The organism is Pseudomonas sp. OA65, from assembly GCF_017498305.1.
Classification (GTDB): domain Bacteria; phylum Pseudomonadota; class Gammaproteobacteria; order Pseudomonadales; family Pseudomonadaceae; genus Aquipseudomonas; species Aquipseudomonas zanjanensis.
In genome coordinates, this window is the sequence record NZ_JAGDEZ010000010.1 from 81298 (window position 1) to 98174 (window position 16877).

17 protein-coding genes are annotated in these 16877 nt (G+C 60.8%); 7 read left to right on the forward strand and 10 right to left on the reverse strand.

Going from position 1 to position 16877, the window contains the following annotated elements; all coding sequences use genetic code 11:
* Nucleotides 1-35: 35 nt before the first annotated feature.
* The 3 genes from J3361_RS11080 to J3361_RS11090 all read right to left on the reverse strand — a co-directional run bounded on the left by J3361_RS11080 (nucleotide 36) and on the right by J3361_RS11090 (nucleotide 2513).
* Entirely contained in the window at nucleotides 36-536 is a 501-nt protein-coding gene (locus J3361_RS11080; protein ID WP_186705358.1) for a universal stress protein, read from the reverse strand.
* A gap of 96 nt (nucleotides 537-632) precedes the next feature.
* Nucleotides 633-1538: a 5'-nucleotidase gene (locus J3361_RS11085; RefSeq protein WP_186705359.1), complete on the reverse strand. Its 906-nt coding sequence runs from the start codon at nucleotides 1536-1538 to the stop codon at nucleotides 633-635.
* 21 nt (nucleotides 1539-1559) lie between these two features.
* Nucleotides 1560-2513, reverse strand: coding sequence for a putative 2-dehydropantoate 2-reductase (locus tag J3361_RS11090; RefSeq protein WP_207964567.1), 954 nt, complete (start codon nucleotides 2511-2513; stop codon nucleotides 1560-1562).
* Nucleotides 2514-2831: 318 nt separating this feature from the next.
* Here J3361_RS11090 and J3361_RS11095 point away from each other — a divergent pair, with 318 nt between their 5' ends.
* The gene (locus tag J3361_RS11095; RefSeq protein WP_003199364.1) at nucleotides 2832-3908 is read left to right on the forward strand and encodes a 3-deoxy-7-phosphoheptulonate synthase; all 1077 of its coding nucleotides are present in this window, start codon (nucleotides 2832-2834) and stop codon (nucleotides 3906-3908) included.
* Nucleotides 3909-3991: 83 nt separating this feature from the next.
* On the opposite strand, the gene J3361_RS11100 is transcribed toward J3361_RS11095, so the two are convergent.
* Nucleotides 3992-4273, reverse strand: coding sequence for a GNAT family N-acetyltransferase (locus J3361_RS11100; RefSeq protein ID WP_207964569.1), 282 nt, complete (start codon nucleotides 4271-4273; stop codon nucleotides 3992-3994).
* Between the two features lie 635 nt (nucleotides 4274-4908).
* On the opposite strand from J3361_RS11100, the gene oprI reads away from it, so the two are divergent.
* Entirely contained in the window at nucleotides 4909-5160 is a 252-nt protein-coding gene (oprI, locus tag J3361_RS11105; RefSeq protein WP_003183784.1) for an outer membrane lipoprotei OprI, read from the forward strand.
* Nucleotides 5161-5285: 125 nt separating this feature from the next.
* Here the strand turns inward: oprI and J3361_RS11110 are convergent, their stop codons facing one another.
* The 3 genes from J3361_RS11110 to J3361_RS11120 form a co-directional block, all read right to left on the reverse strand.
* Entirely contained in the window at nucleotides 5286-6257 is a 972-nt protein-coding gene (locus J3361_RS11110; RefSeq protein WP_207964571.1) for a L,D-transpeptidase family protein, read from the reverse strand.
* Nucleotides 6258-6517: 260 nt separating this feature from the next.
* Nucleotides 6518-6811 (reverse strand): hypothetical protein, encoded by a 294-nt coding sequence (locus J3361_RS11115; RefSeq protein WP_042728326.1) that lies wholly within the window; start codon nucleotides 6809-6811, stop codon nucleotides 6518-6520.
* 56 nt (nucleotides 6812-6867) lie between these two features.
* On the reverse strand, nucleotides 6868-7473 hold the full coding sequence (locus tag J3361_RS11120) for an arylesterase (RefSeq protein WP_207964573.1): 606 nt from the start codon (nucleotides 7471-7473) through the stop codon (nucleotides 6868-6870).
* 10 nt (nucleotides 7474-7483) lie between these two features.
* On the opposite strand from J3361_RS11120, the gene J3361_RS11125 reads away from it, so the two are divergent.
* The 4 genes from J3361_RS11125 (at nucleotide 7484) to J3361_RS11140 (ending at nucleotide 12201) form a co-directional block, all read left to right on the forward strand.
* Nucleotides 7484-8167, forward strand: a complete 684-nt coding sequence (locus J3361_RS11125) for an ABC transporter ATP-binding protein (RefSeq protein WP_053120463.1) — start codon at nucleotides 7484-7486, stop codon at nucleotides 8165-8167.
* Nucleotides 8167-10671 carry an ABC transporter permease gene (locus tag J3361_RS11130; protein WP_207964575.1) on the forward strand — a complete coding sequence of 835 codons (2505 nt, stop codon included), beginning with the start codon at nucleotides 8167-8169 and terminating at the stop codon, nucleotides 10669-10671. The genes J3361_RS11125 and J3361_RS11130 overlap by 1 nt, the downstream gene beginning before the upstream one ends.
* A 34-nt stretch (nucleotides 10672-10705) precedes the next feature.
* The gene (gene greB / locus J3361_RS11135) at nucleotides 10706-11203 is read left to right on the forward strand and encodes a transcription elongation factor GreB (RefSeq protein WP_207964577.1); all 498 of its coding nucleotides are present in this window, start codon (nucleotides 10706-10708) and stop codon (nucleotides 11201-11203) included.
* Between the two features lie 149 nt (nucleotides 11204-11352).
* Nucleotides 11353-12201, forward strand: coding sequence for a hypothetical protein (locus tag J3361_RS11140; RefSeq protein ID WP_207964579.1), 849 nt, complete (start codon nucleotides 11353-11355; stop codon nucleotides 12199-12201).
* Between the two features lie 5 nt (nucleotides 12202-12206).
* Here J3361_RS11140 and J3361_RS11145 read toward each other — a convergent pair whose 3' ends face one another.
* The 3 genes from J3361_RS11145 to J3361_RS11155 form a co-directional block, all read right to left on the reverse strand.
* Nucleotides 12207-12515, reverse strand: coding sequence for a class I SAM-dependent methyltransferase (locus J3361_RS11145; protein WP_207964580.1), 309 nt, complete (start codon nucleotides 12513-12515; stop codon nucleotides 12207-12209).
* 1122 nt (nucleotides 12516-13637) lie between these two features.
* Nucleotides 13638-14072 (reverse strand): DoxX family protein, encoded by a 435-nt coding sequence (locus tag J3361_RS11150; RefSeq protein ID WP_207964582.1) that lies wholly within the window; start codon nucleotides 14070-14072, stop codon nucleotides 13638-13640.
* A gap of 101 nt (nucleotides 14073-14173) precedes the next feature.
* Entirely contained in the window at nucleotides 14174-15595 is a 1422-nt protein-coding gene (locus tag J3361_RS11155) for a transglycosylase SLT domain-containing protein (RefSeq protein WP_207964584.1), read from the reverse strand.
* A 235-nt stretch (nucleotides 15596-15830) separates the two neighbouring features.
* Between J3361_RS11155 and J3361_RS11160 the strand changes: the two genes are divergently transcribed.
* Entirely contained in the window at nucleotides 15831-16637 is an 807-nt protein-coding gene (locus J3361_RS11160; RefSeq protein WP_207964586.1) for a TatD family hydrolase, read from the forward strand.
* Nucleotides 16638-16877 lie beyond the last annotated feature (240 nt).

A 16877-nucleotide genomic window follows, 5' to 3' on the forward strand; every position in this document is an offset into this window, starting at 1 on the left:
ATCTAGAACTTTTTATAAAGCGCCATCATTTAGCCTCAGGCCTCGCCCTGGCGTCGGCGCTGCACCAGCGGGACCAGGTAGACCGGTACCCGGGATAACTGCAATACCCGTGCTGCGGTCCTGCCCAAGGGGGTTTCGCCGCTCGCTCCTTGGCAATGACTGCCCACGATCAACAGATCCACCGAGAGTTTCGCAGCCTGCTCCAGGATGACCTGGGAAGGATCGCCCTGGTACACCCTGACCGATTTGATCAGTTTCAAGTCCTGTTGCCCGTCCCCCAACTCCTCGCGGAAATTGTCGAGCACCCGCTGTTCGATATTGGCCATCACCGTACTCAGACCTTGGCGATGGAATTCGTTCAGCGCTTGCTCGTCGAGATAGCTTTGCAACACCGATTCGGCGAACAGCCCCATCGGTTCTACCGCATGCACCACATACAACTCGGCTTCGAACGTCCGTGCCAGCGCCAAGGCATGCTGCATCACATAAGGGGCGTAGAGACCCAGGTCTGTGGCGTACAGCATCGAACGAATCATGTGACCTCCTCGCGTGCCAGAATGGCGGAGATTGATTCAGCTTAGCAGCGCCTTGGAGACTGCGACGTGCGGCCTGACGTCCCGGCCCCGAGGTCGTCAGGGCTTTATTTCGTTACTGATGCCATGGGGCACATGACCGGTGGCAACCACCTCGCGGGCCAGTTCGCAATGGCCGGTCTGGTCATCGAAAAACACATCGGCGGCGAAAGCCTCCAGAAAGGCCGATTTGGTCAGGCCGCCGAGAAACAACGACTCATCCAGACGGATGTCCCATTCACGCAACGTCCGGATGACCCGCTCGTGGGCCGGTGCCGAACGGGCCGTCACCAGCGCCGTGCGGATGGGGCAGGCGTCCTCGGGAAACTCACGTTGCAGCGCATTGAGCGCCGCCAGGAAGCCCTTGAACGGCCCGCCCCGCAGCGGCTCGCGGGCGGCCTGTCGCTCGCTGGCCTGGAACGCCTCCAGACCACCGGTCTGATAGACACGCTCCGACTCATCGGAAAACAGCACGGCGTCACCGTCGAAGGCGATGCGCAACTCCCCGCTGGCGGCGCGACTGGCCCCACCCGACAAGATGGTCGCTGCGGCAAACCCGGCGTCCAGGGCGCTGCGCACGTCTTCGGCATGGGTGGACAAGAACAGGTCGCAGCCGAATGCCTTGAGGTACGGGTAAGGACTGCGACCGCCTACGAAGGCCGCGCGTGAAATCGCCAGCCCATAGTGATGAATCGAGTTGAACACTCGAAGGCCGGTGTCGGCACTGTTGCGCGAGACCAGGATCACCTCGACCCGGGCCCGCCCCAAATGCTCGTTGAGGTCCAGCAGTTTCTGCACGAGGGCGAACGCGTCACCGGGTGCCAGGACTTCGTCTTCATGCTCGATCTGGTATTGCCGATAGGCCTCGACGCCACTCGACAGGTACACCTTGTGGCTTTCCCTCAGGTCGAACAGCGCCCGCGACGAAATCGCCAGCACCAGTTTGTCGTCGATGTTGTTTGCCATGCCGCTCCCCCTTTCGCCCGCTCAGCGATTGTTCCGATCCATGAACGCCAACGCCTGATACAAGGCTTCGATTTTCGGCAGCTCACACCCTGCCGCTTTCGCCGCCGCCAATGGCCGGCCGTAGATCGCGTCCAGTTCCAGCGCACGTTTGTGGGAATAATCGTGGTACATGCTCGGCCAGTAGTCGGGCATCTTCTCGGTCATCGCGAACAGGTACTCGGCATAACCCGGCGCGATCTGATGCCCGCAGGCTTGGGCGCCGCGAACCACCTCGCCCATCAATGCCTGGATCAATTCGCGGCTATGGTCATTGCCCATCAACGGCGTGGTGCTGGCGCCCAGCAGAACCGAAAGGCCGTTGTACGGCACATTCCACACCAGCTTCTGCCAGCGGGCCTGTTGCAGGCCAGGCATGGCCTGGGCGTCGATACCGGCACTGCGGAACAGCATCGCCGCCTCTTCGACGATGGCCATGCGTTGCGCCTGATCGGCACAAGGACCGCTGTGATAACCGACATTGACCGCGCCTAGTGCCTGGTGGGCGACGACGCCAGGGCCGACGCGATGCACGCAGATCAGGCACAGGCCTCCCAGCAGGTGCAACGAGTCGGGCAGCAGCGGGCGAAGGTCGTCTTCGACATCCAGGCCGTTCTGCAGCAGCAGGACTTTGGCCCCGTCAGCGGCCGCCTGGGCAATGGCCGGGGCCAGGTCGGCATTGCTGGTGGTCTTGGCGCCGACCAGCAGCCAGTCGCAGGGCGGCATATCGGCTGCCGAGCGATAGGCCTGGACCGGGTTGAGGGCCAGCGCACCGTGGACCGCACTGTCGATTCGCAAACCGGCTTCGGCCACGGCAGCAAACTCGCTGCGCAACAGGAAGTGCACGTCAAAACCGGCGCGCGCCAGCATCACCCCGTAGAACCCGCCAATCGCCCCGGTGCCGATCATCCCGATCCGCGGTTTAGCGCCTGCCTGCATCGCTGCGACTCCCCTGGTAAAAAGCTTGTGCACATCATTACACAGCCTGGTTCTGTAGGCGCTGGCGAAGCCTGCGATCTTTTGAGCTTTCGCTCTCGACTCAATCGGCTGTGGAAAGATCGCAGCCTCGCTTCGCTCGACAGCTCCTACGAATCCAGTGGGAGCAAGCGCCCTTGCCACAATTAAACCGGGCCCAGCCCATTGTCGAGCAGCCTCGTAACGCGATAAGGTTCGGCTCCCCGACGCGCTTAAAATCCGCTGTGCACCGCCGCGCGGGGATCGCTGGCGGCCGGCACCCGTGACCTGACGAGTAACACGATGGCTGATTTACCGATCAATGACCTTAACGTCGCCTCCAACGAGACCCTCATCACGCCTGACCAGCTCAAGCGTGATATTCCCCTGAGCGACGCTGCCCTGCGCACCGTGACCAAGGGCCGGGAAGTCATCCGCAATATCCTGGACGGCACCGACCATCGCCTGTTCGTGGTGATCGGGCCCTGCTCGATTCACGACATCAAGGCCGCCCACGAATACGCCGAGCGCCTGAAAGTGCTGGCCGCGGAAGTGTCCGACACCTTGTATCTGGTCATGCGCGTGTATTTCGAGAAACCTCGGACCACCGTCGGCTGGAAAGGCCTGATCAACGACCCGTACCTGGACGACTCCTTCAAGATCCAGGACGGCCTGCACATCGGTCGCCAATTGCTGCTGGACCTGGCGGAAATGGGCCTGCCCACCGCCACCGAAGCCCTCGACCCGATCTCGCCGCAGTACTTGCAAGACCTGATCAGCTGGTCGGCCATCGGCGCGCGCACCACCGAATCCCAGACCCACCGCGAAATGGCCTCCGGCCTGTCGTCGGCGGTGGGCTTCAAGAACGGCACTGACGGCGGCCTCACCGTGGCGATCAATGCCTTGCAGTCGGTTTCCAGCCCGCACCGCTTCCTGGGCATCAACCAGGAAGGTGGCGTGTCGATCGTCACCACCAAGGGCAACGCCTACGGTCACGTAGTGCTGCGCGGTGGCAACGGCAAGCCGAACTACGATTCGGTCAGCGTCGCCCTGTGTGAACAGGCGCTGAACAAAGCCAAGATCAAGCCGAACATCATGGTCGACTGCAGCCACGCCAACTCCAACAAGGACCCGGCGCTGCAACCGCTGGTGATGGAGAACGTGGCCAACCAGATCCTGGAAGGCAACCAGTCGATTATCGGCCTGATGGTCGAAAGCCACCTGAACTGGGGCTGCCAGGCCATCCCGAAAGACCTCGCCGACTTGCAGTACGGCGTCTCCATCACCGATGCCTGCATCGACTGGAGCGCGACCGAGAACACCCTGCGCAGCATGCATGCCAAGCTCAAGGATGTACTGCCGAAGCGGCAACGCGGCTGATCGACCTGCTTCAACGCATAAAAAGCTGCGCAAAAAAAACGCCGGACATTTCAGTCCGGCGTTTTTATTGGAATCCGTTTTTCTCAGAGCTTCGCCGCGTGCCGCTGGTGACGCTCCATGTAGCGCTCCACGTAGGAGCAGGACGGGATCACCGTGTAGCCCATTTCGTCGGCGTACTTCAGCGCCTCTTCGGTCAACTTCGCAGCAATCCCCCTGCCACGCAGGGCGTTGGGCACGAAGGTGCGATAGATGTCCAGGGTCTGCTTGCCCAGGTCCATGTAGGTCAGATAGGCACGATGACCGTCCACATTGGTCTCGAACTGATGACCAGCCTGGTCATGGTGGATGGTAACCGCCTCGCTCATCACTACTCCTCGCGGGTCTGAATGCCGACCCCTACCTTACCGATGTTTTTCCGGCGAAGGAACCTCTACGCCACCCCGTGCCTTCCTGGTCACCGAGCACCAAAACCGATCCGCTCAAACCCGAGCACGTCGTGAATAGTAGGCACCAATGACGCAAATGCTCAAGGCACGCCTGTCATCGAAGGGGTGAACCTGGTTGGGTTTATCGTTTGAGCGCCATCGTCGCGCCGTAGTCGGTCACGGTGCAATAGCTGAACATCGCCGGTTGTTGAGTCTTGAGACGAGCGCGCGTAGTTAAAGTCACCGCCAATACCAATAAAGATGCTTGGGACATTGCACAAAAAACGTACAAAAGTGTAGGTGAATCAATAAACAACGACGTTAGCAAGGACCGCAAGAGTTCTTCCGTGCTGCGGAACTTTTCTTCCTCGACGCGCTCCAGCCAAGGGCTTGGGGCTGTATATTTTTTAAACAACCCTAAGAAAAGTTGCTCGAAAAAGAATCACCGCCTACAATTTTTTTGCTTCTTGCGCTACGTCAGTTTACTTACTACAAGTAATGGGTAGTATGTACGCCGGCTAACTCCTCAGTCTGGGGAGACAGTCACTAATAGAAAGTCCTTGAAGGGGAAACCGATGAACAACGTTCTGAAATTCTCTGCTCTGGCCCTGGCCGCAGTTCTGGCTACCGGTTGCAGCAGCGCATCGAAAGAAACCGAAGCACGTCTGACTGCTACCGAAGACGCAGCAGCTCGCTCCCAGGCTCGTGCAGACGAAGCTTACCGTAAAGCTGATGAAGCTCTGGCTGCTGCTCAAAAAGCACAACAGACTGCTGACGAAGCTAACGAGCGTGCTCTGCGCATGCTGGAAAAAGCTAGCCGCAAGTAATAGTCCTTCGGGATTGTTATCGAGCCGACCCATTTTTGGGTCGGCTTTTTTATTGGCGGGTGTTTTTGCCAGGCGATAAAAAACCCGCCGACGTCGCGAAACGTCGGCGGGTTGCTTTCGAGCTTTTACTGTTGCAAGTCGATCGGCGCGCTCGAGACCATCGGGGCCGAGGTATTTGGAACAGCGATTTCCACCGGCAGGCCATCTTCGGCCGCCACCACGTCCCGCACCACGTCCCAGTTCATGCGCAGGTTGCTGGTGATGTCTTCACGCTTGAGCATCGCATTGATCACGGCGGTGTGCTTGTCCACCACCGACGGGTTGCCCTTGTCGTCCAGCGGCGTATGCGCTTCCAGGTACACTTTGCCGCCGCTCAAGCCCAGCTTGTAGGGGTCGTTGATGATCCGCACCGACGTGCCCACCGGCACCATGCCGGCCATTTCCAGTACGTTGTTGTTGAACATCCGGAAGCAACCGTGGCTGGTGCGCATGCCGATGCCGAACTTCTTGTTCGAACCGTGGATCAGGTAGCCCGGGGTGCCCAGGGTGAACTTGAAAGGGCCCAGCGGGTTATCAGGACCGGCGGGCACGACATTCGGCAACGGGTCGCCGTCGGCGGCGTGTTCGGCCTTGATCGATGCAGGCGGCGTCCAGGTCGGGTTCGGGGTCTTGGCGATGATGCTGGTGTGGGCGATTGGCGAGCCCCAGCCTTCACGGCCAATCCCCAGCGGGAAGGTGTAGACCACGTTCCGCCCCTTGGGGAAATAGTAGAGGCGGTACTCGGCCAGGTTGATCACGATGCCCTCGCGTGGGCCCGGCGGCAGGATGAAGCGAGTGGGCAAGACGATCTCGGTGCCGGCGCCCGGCAACCAGGGATCGACCCCCGGGTTGGCGGCGACCATCTCGCTGTAGCCCAAGTCATAGGCGGTGCCCAGGTCGGCGAAGGTGTCTTCGTATTTGGCCTTGATGACTTGCACCTGGCCGATGATGTCTTCACCCGGCGGTGGCAGGGGCAGCTCCAGGGCGGCAACGGGGCCCGCCACACACAGGGCGGCAAGAGACAGGCAGCGGGCGACGGCAGGCAAGCGCGGCAACATCCGGGAAATCCTTCGCAGATCGAACTGGGGTATGAAAACGGCGATTGTACACTGCCACCTGTTATTTCGGGGAGAGCGGTACGGAGGCGTCCGATGTGAAGCATTGTTTCAGGCATTCACATCTATGGATGGTTCGACCAAATCCCTGTGGGAGCGAGCCTGCTCGCGATAACGGTGGGTCTGCTTGCATTAATGTTGAATGTGCTGCCGCCATCGCGAGCAGGCTCGCTCCCACAAGGGACATGTCGAAATCTGGGAAACTACAACTCGAACCGCAGCTCCGGCCAGATCGGCGACGTGCCGCGTTTCTGGGATTCCAGGATCGCCCGGCACAGCGAGCACAGGCGATGGTCCTGGAAAATCCTGCGATCGACGCTCGACCAGCGCGGCTGGGCCGGCAGCAGGCTGCCGCAGAGGGTCCGGTCGGCCGAGCCACCGAGTTCCAACTGCCGGGTCACCAGGTGCACCCGTACTTCCTGGCAGGCGAACAGGTCCAGCTGCTCGTCAGGCTCGATCAGTTGGTAGGCAAACAGGGACCAGGCGGGACGCGGCATCGGGGGCTCCAAATCGGGGGCGCCACATTAGCCGAAAGCCCGCCGGTAGAAAAGCGTCAAAGCAGCGGTTTCAGCGTCGGCCAGACATTTTCCAGCAACTTGCCCTGGGCCGCGACGGACGGGTGCAATCCGTCGCTCTGCATCATGGTCGGAACGCCACCGACGTCCTTGAGGAAAAACGGCACCAGCGGGACTTTCTTCTCCTCGGCCAGGGTGCTGTAGACCCGGGCGAAGGCATCGGTGTAGCGCCGTCCATAATTGGGCGGCAATTGCATGCCCAGCAAAAGCACCTGGGCACCGCTGGCGCGGGCGCTGTCGATCATCGCTGCAAGGTTTTGTTGCAATTGTGTTGGCGGCTGTCCACGCAAGCCATCGTTGCCACCCAGCTCCAGGATCACCAGGTCCGGTTTATGGGCTGCAAGCAGCGCCGGCAGCCGCGCCTGGCCGCCGGCGCTGGTGTCGCCGCTGATGGAGGCATTGACCACTTTATCGTCAAAACCCTCGGCCTTGAGCCGTTGTTCGAGCAACGACACCCACCCTTGCCGGGTATCCAGGCCGAAAGCCGCGCTGATACTATCGCCAACGATCAGGACTGTACCCGCCGCTGCGTTCTGGACCATGCACATCAAGGCCAGGCCGGCACTCAAAAACCACACACGCATCGGATTCTCCATGGGCTCAAGCATTCTCACCGCGACGGACCTTAGCAAAGTGGTCGCCAGCGCGGAAGGTGAACTGACCATCCTGCATGAACTCAGCCTGGAACTGAACAAGGGCGACAGCCTGGCCATCGTCGGCGCATCCGGTTCCGGCAAATCCACCCTCCTGGGCCTGCTGGCCGGCCTCGACCTGCCCAGCAGCGGCGAGGTCACGCTCGCCGGCCAGGCCCTCAGCGCGCTGGATGAAGACCAGCGAGCGCGGATTCGCGCCGAACATGTTGGTTTCGTATTCCAATCGTTCCAGTTGCTCGACAGCCTCAACGCGCTGGAAAACGTCATGTTGCCGCTGGAACTGGACGGCCGCAAGGATGCCCGCGAACGCGCCACGCAACTCTTGCAGCGCGTCGGCCTGGGCCAGCGCCTGACCCATTCGCCGCGCCAGCTCTCCGGTGGCGAACAGCAACGGGTGGCGATCGCCCGCGCCTTTGCCGCCGAGCCCGACGTACTGTTTGCCGACGAACCCACCGGCAACCTCGACAGCCACACCGGCGAGCGGATCAGCGACCTGCTGTTCGAACTGAACCAGGAGCGCGGTACGACCCTGGTGCTGGTCACCCATGATGAACGCCTGGCCCATCGCTGCCGGCGCCTGATCCGACTTGAAGCCGGCGAGATGGTCGCCCCTCTGGAGCCTTGATGGCACGCTTGCCGCTGTTGCGCCTGTTCAGTCTCGCTGTCCGCCAATTGCTTCGCGACGCCCGCGCCGGTGAGTTGCGGGTGTTGTTCTTCGCCCTGTTGGTGGCGGTCGCGGCGAGCACCGCCATCGGTTACTTCGGTGCCCGCCTCAACGGCGCGATGATGATGCGCGCCACCGAATTCCTCGGCGCCGACCTGCTGCTCGAAGGCAGCTCGCCGGCCCGCCCGGAGCAGATCCGCAGCGGCACCGAACTGGGCCTGGAACACGCCCGGGTGGTGGAGTTTTCCAGTGTCGTGGCCACCGACAATGGCATCCAGCTGTCCAGCGTCAAGGCGGCCGATGACCGCTACCCGCTGCGCGGTGAGCTGAAAAGCACCCCCACCCCGTTCGCCCCGGAAGAAACCGGCGGACGTCCGGCCCCTGGCGAGGCCTGGGTCGAGGCGCGGCTGCTGACAGCACTGGACCTGAAGATCGGCGATAGCATCGACGTCGGCAATCAGACCCTGCGCCTGGCCCGAGTGCTGACCTATGAACCGGATCGCGCCGGCAACTTCTACAGCCTCACCCCGCGGGTACTGATCAACCTCAAGGACCTGGAGGCCACCGGCGTGGTGCAACCGGGCAGTCGCGTCAGCTATCGCGACCTGTGGCGCGGCCCGGCACCGGCCCTGCAAACCTATCGCGACCTGGTCAAGCCTGGCCTTGAACCCAACCAGCGCCTGCAGGATGCCCGCGACGGCAATCGCCAGATCGGCGGCGCCCTGGGCAAGGCCGAGCGCTACCTGAACATGGCCAGTCTGGTGGCGGTATTGCTGTCCGGTGTGGCCGTCGCGCTTTCGGCCAACCGCTTTGCCACCCGACGCTTCGATGCCAGCGCGCTGCTGCGCTGCCTGGGCCTGTCCCGCCGGGAAACCATGGTGCTGTTCAGCCTGCAATTGACGGTGCTGGGCCTGCTCGCCAGTATCAGCGGCGCCCTGCTCGGCTGGGTCGCCCAATTGGGCCTGTTCGCCCTGCTGCACGACCTGCTGCCTACCACCGTTCCCCCCGGCGGCCTGCTGCCGGCGATCGCCGGCATCGGTACCGGGCTGGTGGCATTGGCAGGGTTCGCCCTACCGCCACTGGCTGCGCTGGGGCGAGTACCGCCGCTGCGTGTGCTGCGCCGGGACATGCTGCCGATCCCCTCCAGCTCCTGGGTGATCTACGGTGCCGCATTGGGTGCCCTGGGCCTGATCATGTGGCGCCTGAGCCTGGACCTGGTGCTGACCTTCGCCCTGTTGGGCGGTGGCGTCGTTGCCGCGCTGGTGCTCGGCGGCCTCTTGTTGCTGCTGCTCCAGAGCCTGCGTCGCCTGCTGGCCCGCGCCGCCCTGCCCTGGCGGCTGGGCCTCGGCCAATTGCTGCGTCATCCCTTGGCGGCTGCCGGCCAGGCCCTGGCGTTCGGCCTGATCCTGTTGTCCATGGCGCTGATCGCGCTGCTGCGCGGTGAGTTGCTGGACACCTGGCAAAACCAGTTGCCCAAGAATGCGCCGAACTATTTCGCCCTCAACATCCTGCCCAACGACAAGCAGGCCTTCACCGACAAACTGCTGGAATTGTCCGCGCAATCAGCCCCACTCTATCCCGTGGTACCCGGGCGCCTGATCAGCATCAATGGCGAACCGGCCACGGAGTTCGTCACCAAAGACTCGGCGGGTGACCGGGCACTGCAACGCGACCTGAGCCTGACCTGGGCCGCGGACCTGCCGGCGGGCAACGTCGTCACCGCCGGGACCTGGTGGCCGCAGCAGCCACCGGACGATGTCCCGGGGGTTTCGGTGGAAGGCAAAGTGGCCGAAAACCTCAAGATCAAGCTGGGCGATCGCCTGGTCTTCAGCGTGGGCGGCGTCAACCGTGAAGCGAAGGTCACCAGTCTGCGGGAAATCAACTGGGACAATTTCCAGCCCAACTTCTTCATGATCTTCCAGCCCGGCACGTTGAAGGACCTGCCGGCCACCTACCTCACCAGCTTCTACCTGGCAGCGGGTCACGACCAACAGATCGTCGACCTGTCCCGGGCCTTCCCGGCGGTGACGATCCTGCAAGTCGAAGCCCTGCTCGAACAACTGCGCAGCATCCTGGCCCAGGTCACCCTGGCCGTGGAGTACGTGCTGTTGTTCGTGCTGGCGGCAGGGATGGCGGTGCTGTTCTCCGGCCTGCAGGCGACCCTCGACGAACGGATTCGCCAAGGCGCACTGTTGCGCGCCCTGGGCGCCGAACGGCCCCTGCTGGTCAAGGCCCGGCGCATCGAATTCGGCCTGTTGGGCGCGGTCAGCGGCCTGCTGGCGGCCCTGGGTTCGGAGCTGGTGAGCCTGGTGCTTTACCGGTACGCCTTCGACCTGCCCTGGCATCCGCATCCATGGCTATTGGTATTGCCGCTGCTGGGGGCTTTGCTGATCGGCGCAGCCGGGGTGTTCGGCACACGTCGGGCGCTCAACGCCAGCCCGCTGACAGTGTTGCGCGAGGGTTGATAGACTCTCGGCTTCGCTATTACAAGAAGTTGCCATGAGCCGTTATCGCCCACCCCGCACCGCCGGCACCGCGCTGATCACCCCCGAGGGTGAAGCGCGGATGCGCGCCGAATTCCATGAGCTGTGGCATGTGCGCCGTCCCCAGGTGACCCAGGCGGTCAGCGAGGCAGCGGCCCAGGGTGATCGCTCGGAAAATGCCGAATACACCTACGGCAAGAAAATGCTGCGGGAAATCGACAGTCGCGTGCGCTTCCTCACCAAACGCCTTGAGGCGCTCAAGGTGGTCAGTGAAAAACCCAGCGATCCGAACAAGGTGTATTTCGGCGCTTGGGTGACGATCGAGGACGAAGATGGCACCGAATCCCGCTATCGCATCGTCGGGCCCGATGAGCTGGACTTGAAACAAAACCTGATTAGTATTGATTCGCCGCTTGCGCGAGCCTTGATTGGCAAGGCGCTGGATGCCGAAGCCCGAGTTCAAACACCGGCCGGAGAACAGCTTATATATATAACTCGCATCGAGTACTTATAATCAACACACCTGCACCCTGTTCCACATCGAAACATTAGCGCACAAGACAACTCCGCCTTTGATTTGACATCAAACTGTTCATGCAGGAAATTAAAAACGCGCCAACAGCGCTCTTTTAATTTCCAATCCATTATTCAAGGGCGAATAACATGAACATCAACCTCAGCGACCGCTGGATGAATAATACTCCGGGCCTCTACAAACTCCGCATCGATGAATTAATCTTACCTGGCACCCATGATTCGGGTTCTGACAAAGAAGCCCCTAAGTTTATGTTGCCAAACGAAATCACTCAGGATGTACCCATCCGCGAGCAAATCATCAGGGGGTTCAGGGCCCTTGATTTGCGTGTAGAGCTGTTCCCAAGTCAGCCCATCGGACATCCACGTCGTTTTCAGCTATACCACCTGACCGCTTCCGGACGCACCGTAGCTACGGATGTCCTTGATGTGCTCAATGCGTTTTACGCGACGCCTGGCCGAGAGCACGAAATAATAATTCTTAACTTTCATCAATTCAAAAACTTCACCCATGCCTCGCACCAAGAGCTTCAAGCCTTAATTGATCAAACGATTGGACATCGACTGATCCCGTATTCCCAACGCTATCTGACGCTTCAGGAATTAAAACTAAGCGCGCCTGGAAGAAACGTTGTCATCTCCTATAACGCTTACAGCGAGAATAATTACTGGCCCGGCGTCGAGCAGCAATGGATCGGAGAAAATTATGTAAGTACTTCGACACTGAAAAGCTTCATGGACGAAGCCAGTTCCCAACCCAAAAGGCCCTACGCTCTTCGTTCCATTCAATGCGCCAAATATTCCGGCCTTTACGTCCCTGACGATTTCAGCAACAAAGTGGATCTCTGGTTTGCATCCGAAGACAGCAACAGCTACATCCAGCGCTTCCACATCATCAATACCGACTGGTCGACGCGAAGCAACATCGTATCGAATTGCATGCATGCCAACCAGTTTCGAGCCATGGCCAAGCGCTGACCGCCCTAGCGGCGAGTGATCAGCCCCTGTCGAGCCACACGGGTCAGCTGCCGGATCATCTCGGGAGCGTCAGCCGCATTTGGCGACTGAATGACTGCCAGGTCGAAACTGTCATTGGCGAAACGCGCCAGGGATTCACTGTCTTCGACAAACTGGATCAGGAAAGCCGCCGGGCCGTGGTTGCGTCGCGGCCAACCGTCGAGATACCGCAACAGCGTCGGCTGGTGGGTCCCGCCCAGGAGAATTTTCGGATTACGTTGGACAAGGTTCGCCGTGATCGGCGCAAGACGTACAAGGGGGCTGGGTGCGTTCATCGTGTCGTGTCTCTGCCTCAAAAGTCTGCATGGCAGGTGAGAGGCAACACCGAACCAGCGCTTTAGCGGTATTTCGAAGCCGTGTATTCCGGCTTCTATCGGCGACGGGATGAGTCACCTGGCGCCCCGCAAGTAGCTGTTTAAATCGGCGCATGAGCGGCATCCTAGAGAAGCTGACCGGCCAGTGTCAAGAATCGCTTCCCATAAAGAAGGACCGTGCAAGACGTAATACTGTTCACTTAAGGAGACGGTGCTTTTTTTTTCGAGGGAGCGCTGTTTTCTTTGGGGTTGGGTTGGATTGGGTACATATCCGTTGCTGCGGTAACGGCGGCTTAGGGTTCCGCCCTGACGGCGGGTCACTTTTGGAAGAGCGCCAAAAGTAACCAAAAACGCTTTGCCCCACCACTCGGCACCTCGCCTAGGCTCGGTGTGCCCGAACGAAGGCATTGCTCCGTGGGCCGCCGCGAAGGGCCATCCATGGCCCAGCGCGGCTATCCCGGCATCCATGCCGGGATGCCCACTCCACAATGCCTGCGTTCGGCCAGCGTGGTTTAACAGGGCGCCCAGATCAAGATCTAAAGCAAAGCAAAGCAAGAGCGGGGTATTCCAGTATCTATGTGGCTGCGCCACCGCTATCGCGAGCAAGCTCGCTCCCACATTGATCTTCAGCAGACACAAAACCCATACACACTTCAAAACCTGTGGGAGCGAGCCTGCTCGCGATGAGGCCAGCGCATCCAACAGCTTCATTGACTGTGATACTACCTTCGCGAGCAGGCTCACTCTCACAATGGGCCGCAGTGAACACAAAATTCATGAAGACCCAAGATCACCTGTGGGAGCAAAGCTTGCTCGCGATGAGGCCAGCAAACCCAACATCCACGTGACTGAGCTACCGCCATCGCGAGCAAGCTTGCTCCCACAGTTCTGATGGGCGTATGACCGGGAGAGCCAGATCGGCTATAAGGCCGCCTCGGCGTGGACGTTGATCTCGGGCGCCCCCTCAACCATGTGTCCGGTCCGTACACGCTTTTCGAAAGTGACCCGCCGTCAGGGCGGAACCCTAAGCCGCCGTTACGCAAATAACGGATATACCCACCAAAGCAACTTCAAATCATGCAATCAACCCGCAATGGCCCGATCAACCGACAGCTTGCCCGCCCCTTCAATCAGCACGGCAATACTGCCCGCCAGCAACGCCAAGGCAAACTCATAACCGTTGTTGGCCATGAACAAGCCGTTACCGATGTGCACCGAGAAAATCGCCACCAGCGACAGAAAGGCCAGGCCCAGGGCCGCAGGACGCGCCAGCAGACCGATGATCAACGCCAGCCCGGCAAAAAACTCCGTACCGCCCGCCAGTGTCGCCATCACATAGCCTGGGGTCAGGCCGATGCTTTCCATCCATTGCGCCGTGCCTGCCAGGCCGTAGCCACCGAACAGACCGAAGAGTTTCTGCGAACCGTGGGCGGCAAAGATGAGACCGACGACGATGCGCAGCACAGTCAAGCCGTAGCCGGCGCGGGTGAACAGAACTTTGTTGATGAACGTGCTCATAAGGTCATTCCTTGGGAGTAGTAGAGGGTTGGCCGCTATATTAATCAACAAAATTCATGTTAAAAGCGGAAATAATCCGTGATACCAATCAGTTTATTCGATCACTTACGCAATGCAACCTTTTGCTCTTTCGGTTCCAAGGACTCCCGTTCACGATCAAACGCCAGGTAGTACTTATTCACACTATTAACATAGCTGACGGCGCCCATTCCCACCTGCTCCATGGCAATGCGTTCGACCTGGAAAAACCATTGGTTAGGGTTCAGTCCCCGCCGCCGAGCCTCGGCGCGCATACCTTGGACGCGCTCGGGGCCCATGTTGTAGGCCGCCAGGACGAAGGCCATGCGTTCGCGCTCGTTGAGCTTGGGGCTGGCGAAGAACTTGCGGCGGATGAGGGCCAGGTATTTGGCGCCGGCCTGCACATTGGCGTCGAGGTTCTGGATGTTATCGACCCCGACGCGCTGGGCCGCCGCTGGGGTGATCTGCATCAGGCCGGTGGGGCCTGAGCCGCTGCGGGCGTTGGGTTGCAGGGCGGATTCCTTGAAGGCCAGGGCCGCCAGGTTGAGCCAGTCCATGCCCTGGGCGTCGGCATGTTTTTGCAGCACCGGGCGCAGTTTTTCCAGGCGCTGGCGATTGGCCCGGGCCAGCGGATAGTGGACTTGGTACAAACGCCGATAAATACGCAGGAATGCCGCGTCCTGGTTGGAGGGCACCTTGTAGGTCGCCAGGAAGCGGTCGATGCTCGCCCGCAGCATCGCGGCGTCACGGCGAACGAACCAGTATTCGTCACCCGGCTCGCCAATCAGCACCTGACGGTCGAAGCGCAGCTTGGGCAGGATCTTGCCCCAGCGCTCGGCGATGGGCTGCTCGACGATGGTCAAATGGAAAATCCCGCCCTGGACCATCTCCAGGACGTCCTCCACCGCCAGGGAGGGATCGACCCATTCGATTTTCACTGGCGGCAGCTTGAGCAGCGCCAGCTTCTGGTTGATCTGACTCACGGCGTCCCCCGCCGCACTGCCGTTAGGCAGGGCCAGGGTCTTGCCGGACAGTTGCTCCACACGGGTGTAGCGCTTCTCGCCCTTGATGCCCACCAGCAGCAAAGGCACGTCGGTACGGATCGGATTGCTGGCGCTGACGGCATGGCCGGCCTGGGGTTCGAGCAACTCACCCGGCGCGACGAGGTCGCCCTCCCCGCGCTGCAAGGCACCGAGCAGTTGGTCCTTGGCTTTGGGAATGATTTTTAGAGTGATTTCCTGGCCGTCACGGGCGTGGCCGTTGAGGTATTGTTCGAAGGCGCGCAGCCGATGGTATTCGACGCCAATGGGTTGGCCCTGGACTTCACCGGAGCTGTTGCGGCTTTGGTTGACCAGCACCTTCAACACACGGCTGCTACGAATTTGCGCCAAGTCGCGCACGGTGCCCGGCGCCACCGCTTGCACCGGCCCGGGCAGCCGCGCTTCGGCCGGCATCGGCAGCAACAGCGAACAACACAACAGTAGCAACACCTGGGGACGTGTCATCCACTCTCCGGAAGGAATACTGCCGACCGCCTCCCTGGAAAACGAGGCTGAGTCGACAGAAACAGAGCGCCTGAGACGCTGAAAAAGTGCGGAAGACTGGCACAGTGATGGCTTTTATACCAACCCGATGTATCTCGCGGCCTTAACAGACAGCCTCAACTCGTTGTAGTTCTTGGCTTTTCTTATAAATCTACAGCTCTGATATGCTTTCCGGCCTTTGGGCCGAGGTAGCACCATGCAACTCATCGATATCGGCGTCAACCTGACCAACCCCAGTTTCGCCGACAAACACCAGGCGGTGCTTGAGCGCGCCTATGAATCCGGGGTCTGCCAACTGGTCTTGACCGGCACCAGTCTCGAGGGCAGCGAACAGGCCCTGGAATTGTGCCAGCACCTCGACGACACCGGGGAACGGCTGTTTTCCACCGCCGGCATTCACCCCCACAGCGCCAGCGAGTGGACCGCCGACAGCGCCCGGCACCTCAAGGACTTGCTGATGCACAGCCGCGTGCGTGCGGTGGGCGAATGCGGGCTGGATTTCAACCGAGACTTTTCTCCTCGCCCCCAGCAGGAAAAGGTTCTGGAGGAACACCTCGCCTTGGCGGTCCAGTTGCAACTGCCGGTCTTCCTCCATGAGCGCGACGCCGACCAGCGCTTGCTGGACATCCTCCGGGATTTTCGCGATCAGTTGCCGGCGGCCGTGGTGCATTGCTTCACCGGTGAGAAAAAGGCGCTGTTCAGCTACCTCGATTTGGACCTGCACATCGGCATCACCGGCTGGATCTGCGACGAACGCCGGGGCACGCACCTGCACCCCTTGGTGCGCGAAATACCCCGCGGTCGGCTGATGCTTGAAAGCGACGCGCCCTACCTGCTGCCCCGCACGCTGCGGCCCAAACCGAAGAACGGGCGCAACGAGCCGGCCTATCTGACCGAGGTCCTGCGCGAAGTCGCCGTGCACCGTGGCGAAACCCAAGAAGACCTGGCCGCCCACAGCACCGCCTGCGCCCGGGCGTTCTTTGGATTGCCCACAATCCCCTAAACCCTGCACATCCCTGTGGGAGCGAGCCTGCTCGCGATAGCGGTGTATCAGTCGGCATCCTTGCAAGCTGATCCACCGCTATCGCGAGCAGGCTCGCTCCCACAAGGGAAACTGTGTCCGCTATCAACTCGCATCAAAACCTTGGACTTTGTTATCCGTTGACCCACATCAAAACCCCGCCCCCTCAGTAGCGGCAGAATAATGGCACCTTGCCAATGCTGTTTCCGCTATCAGAGAAAA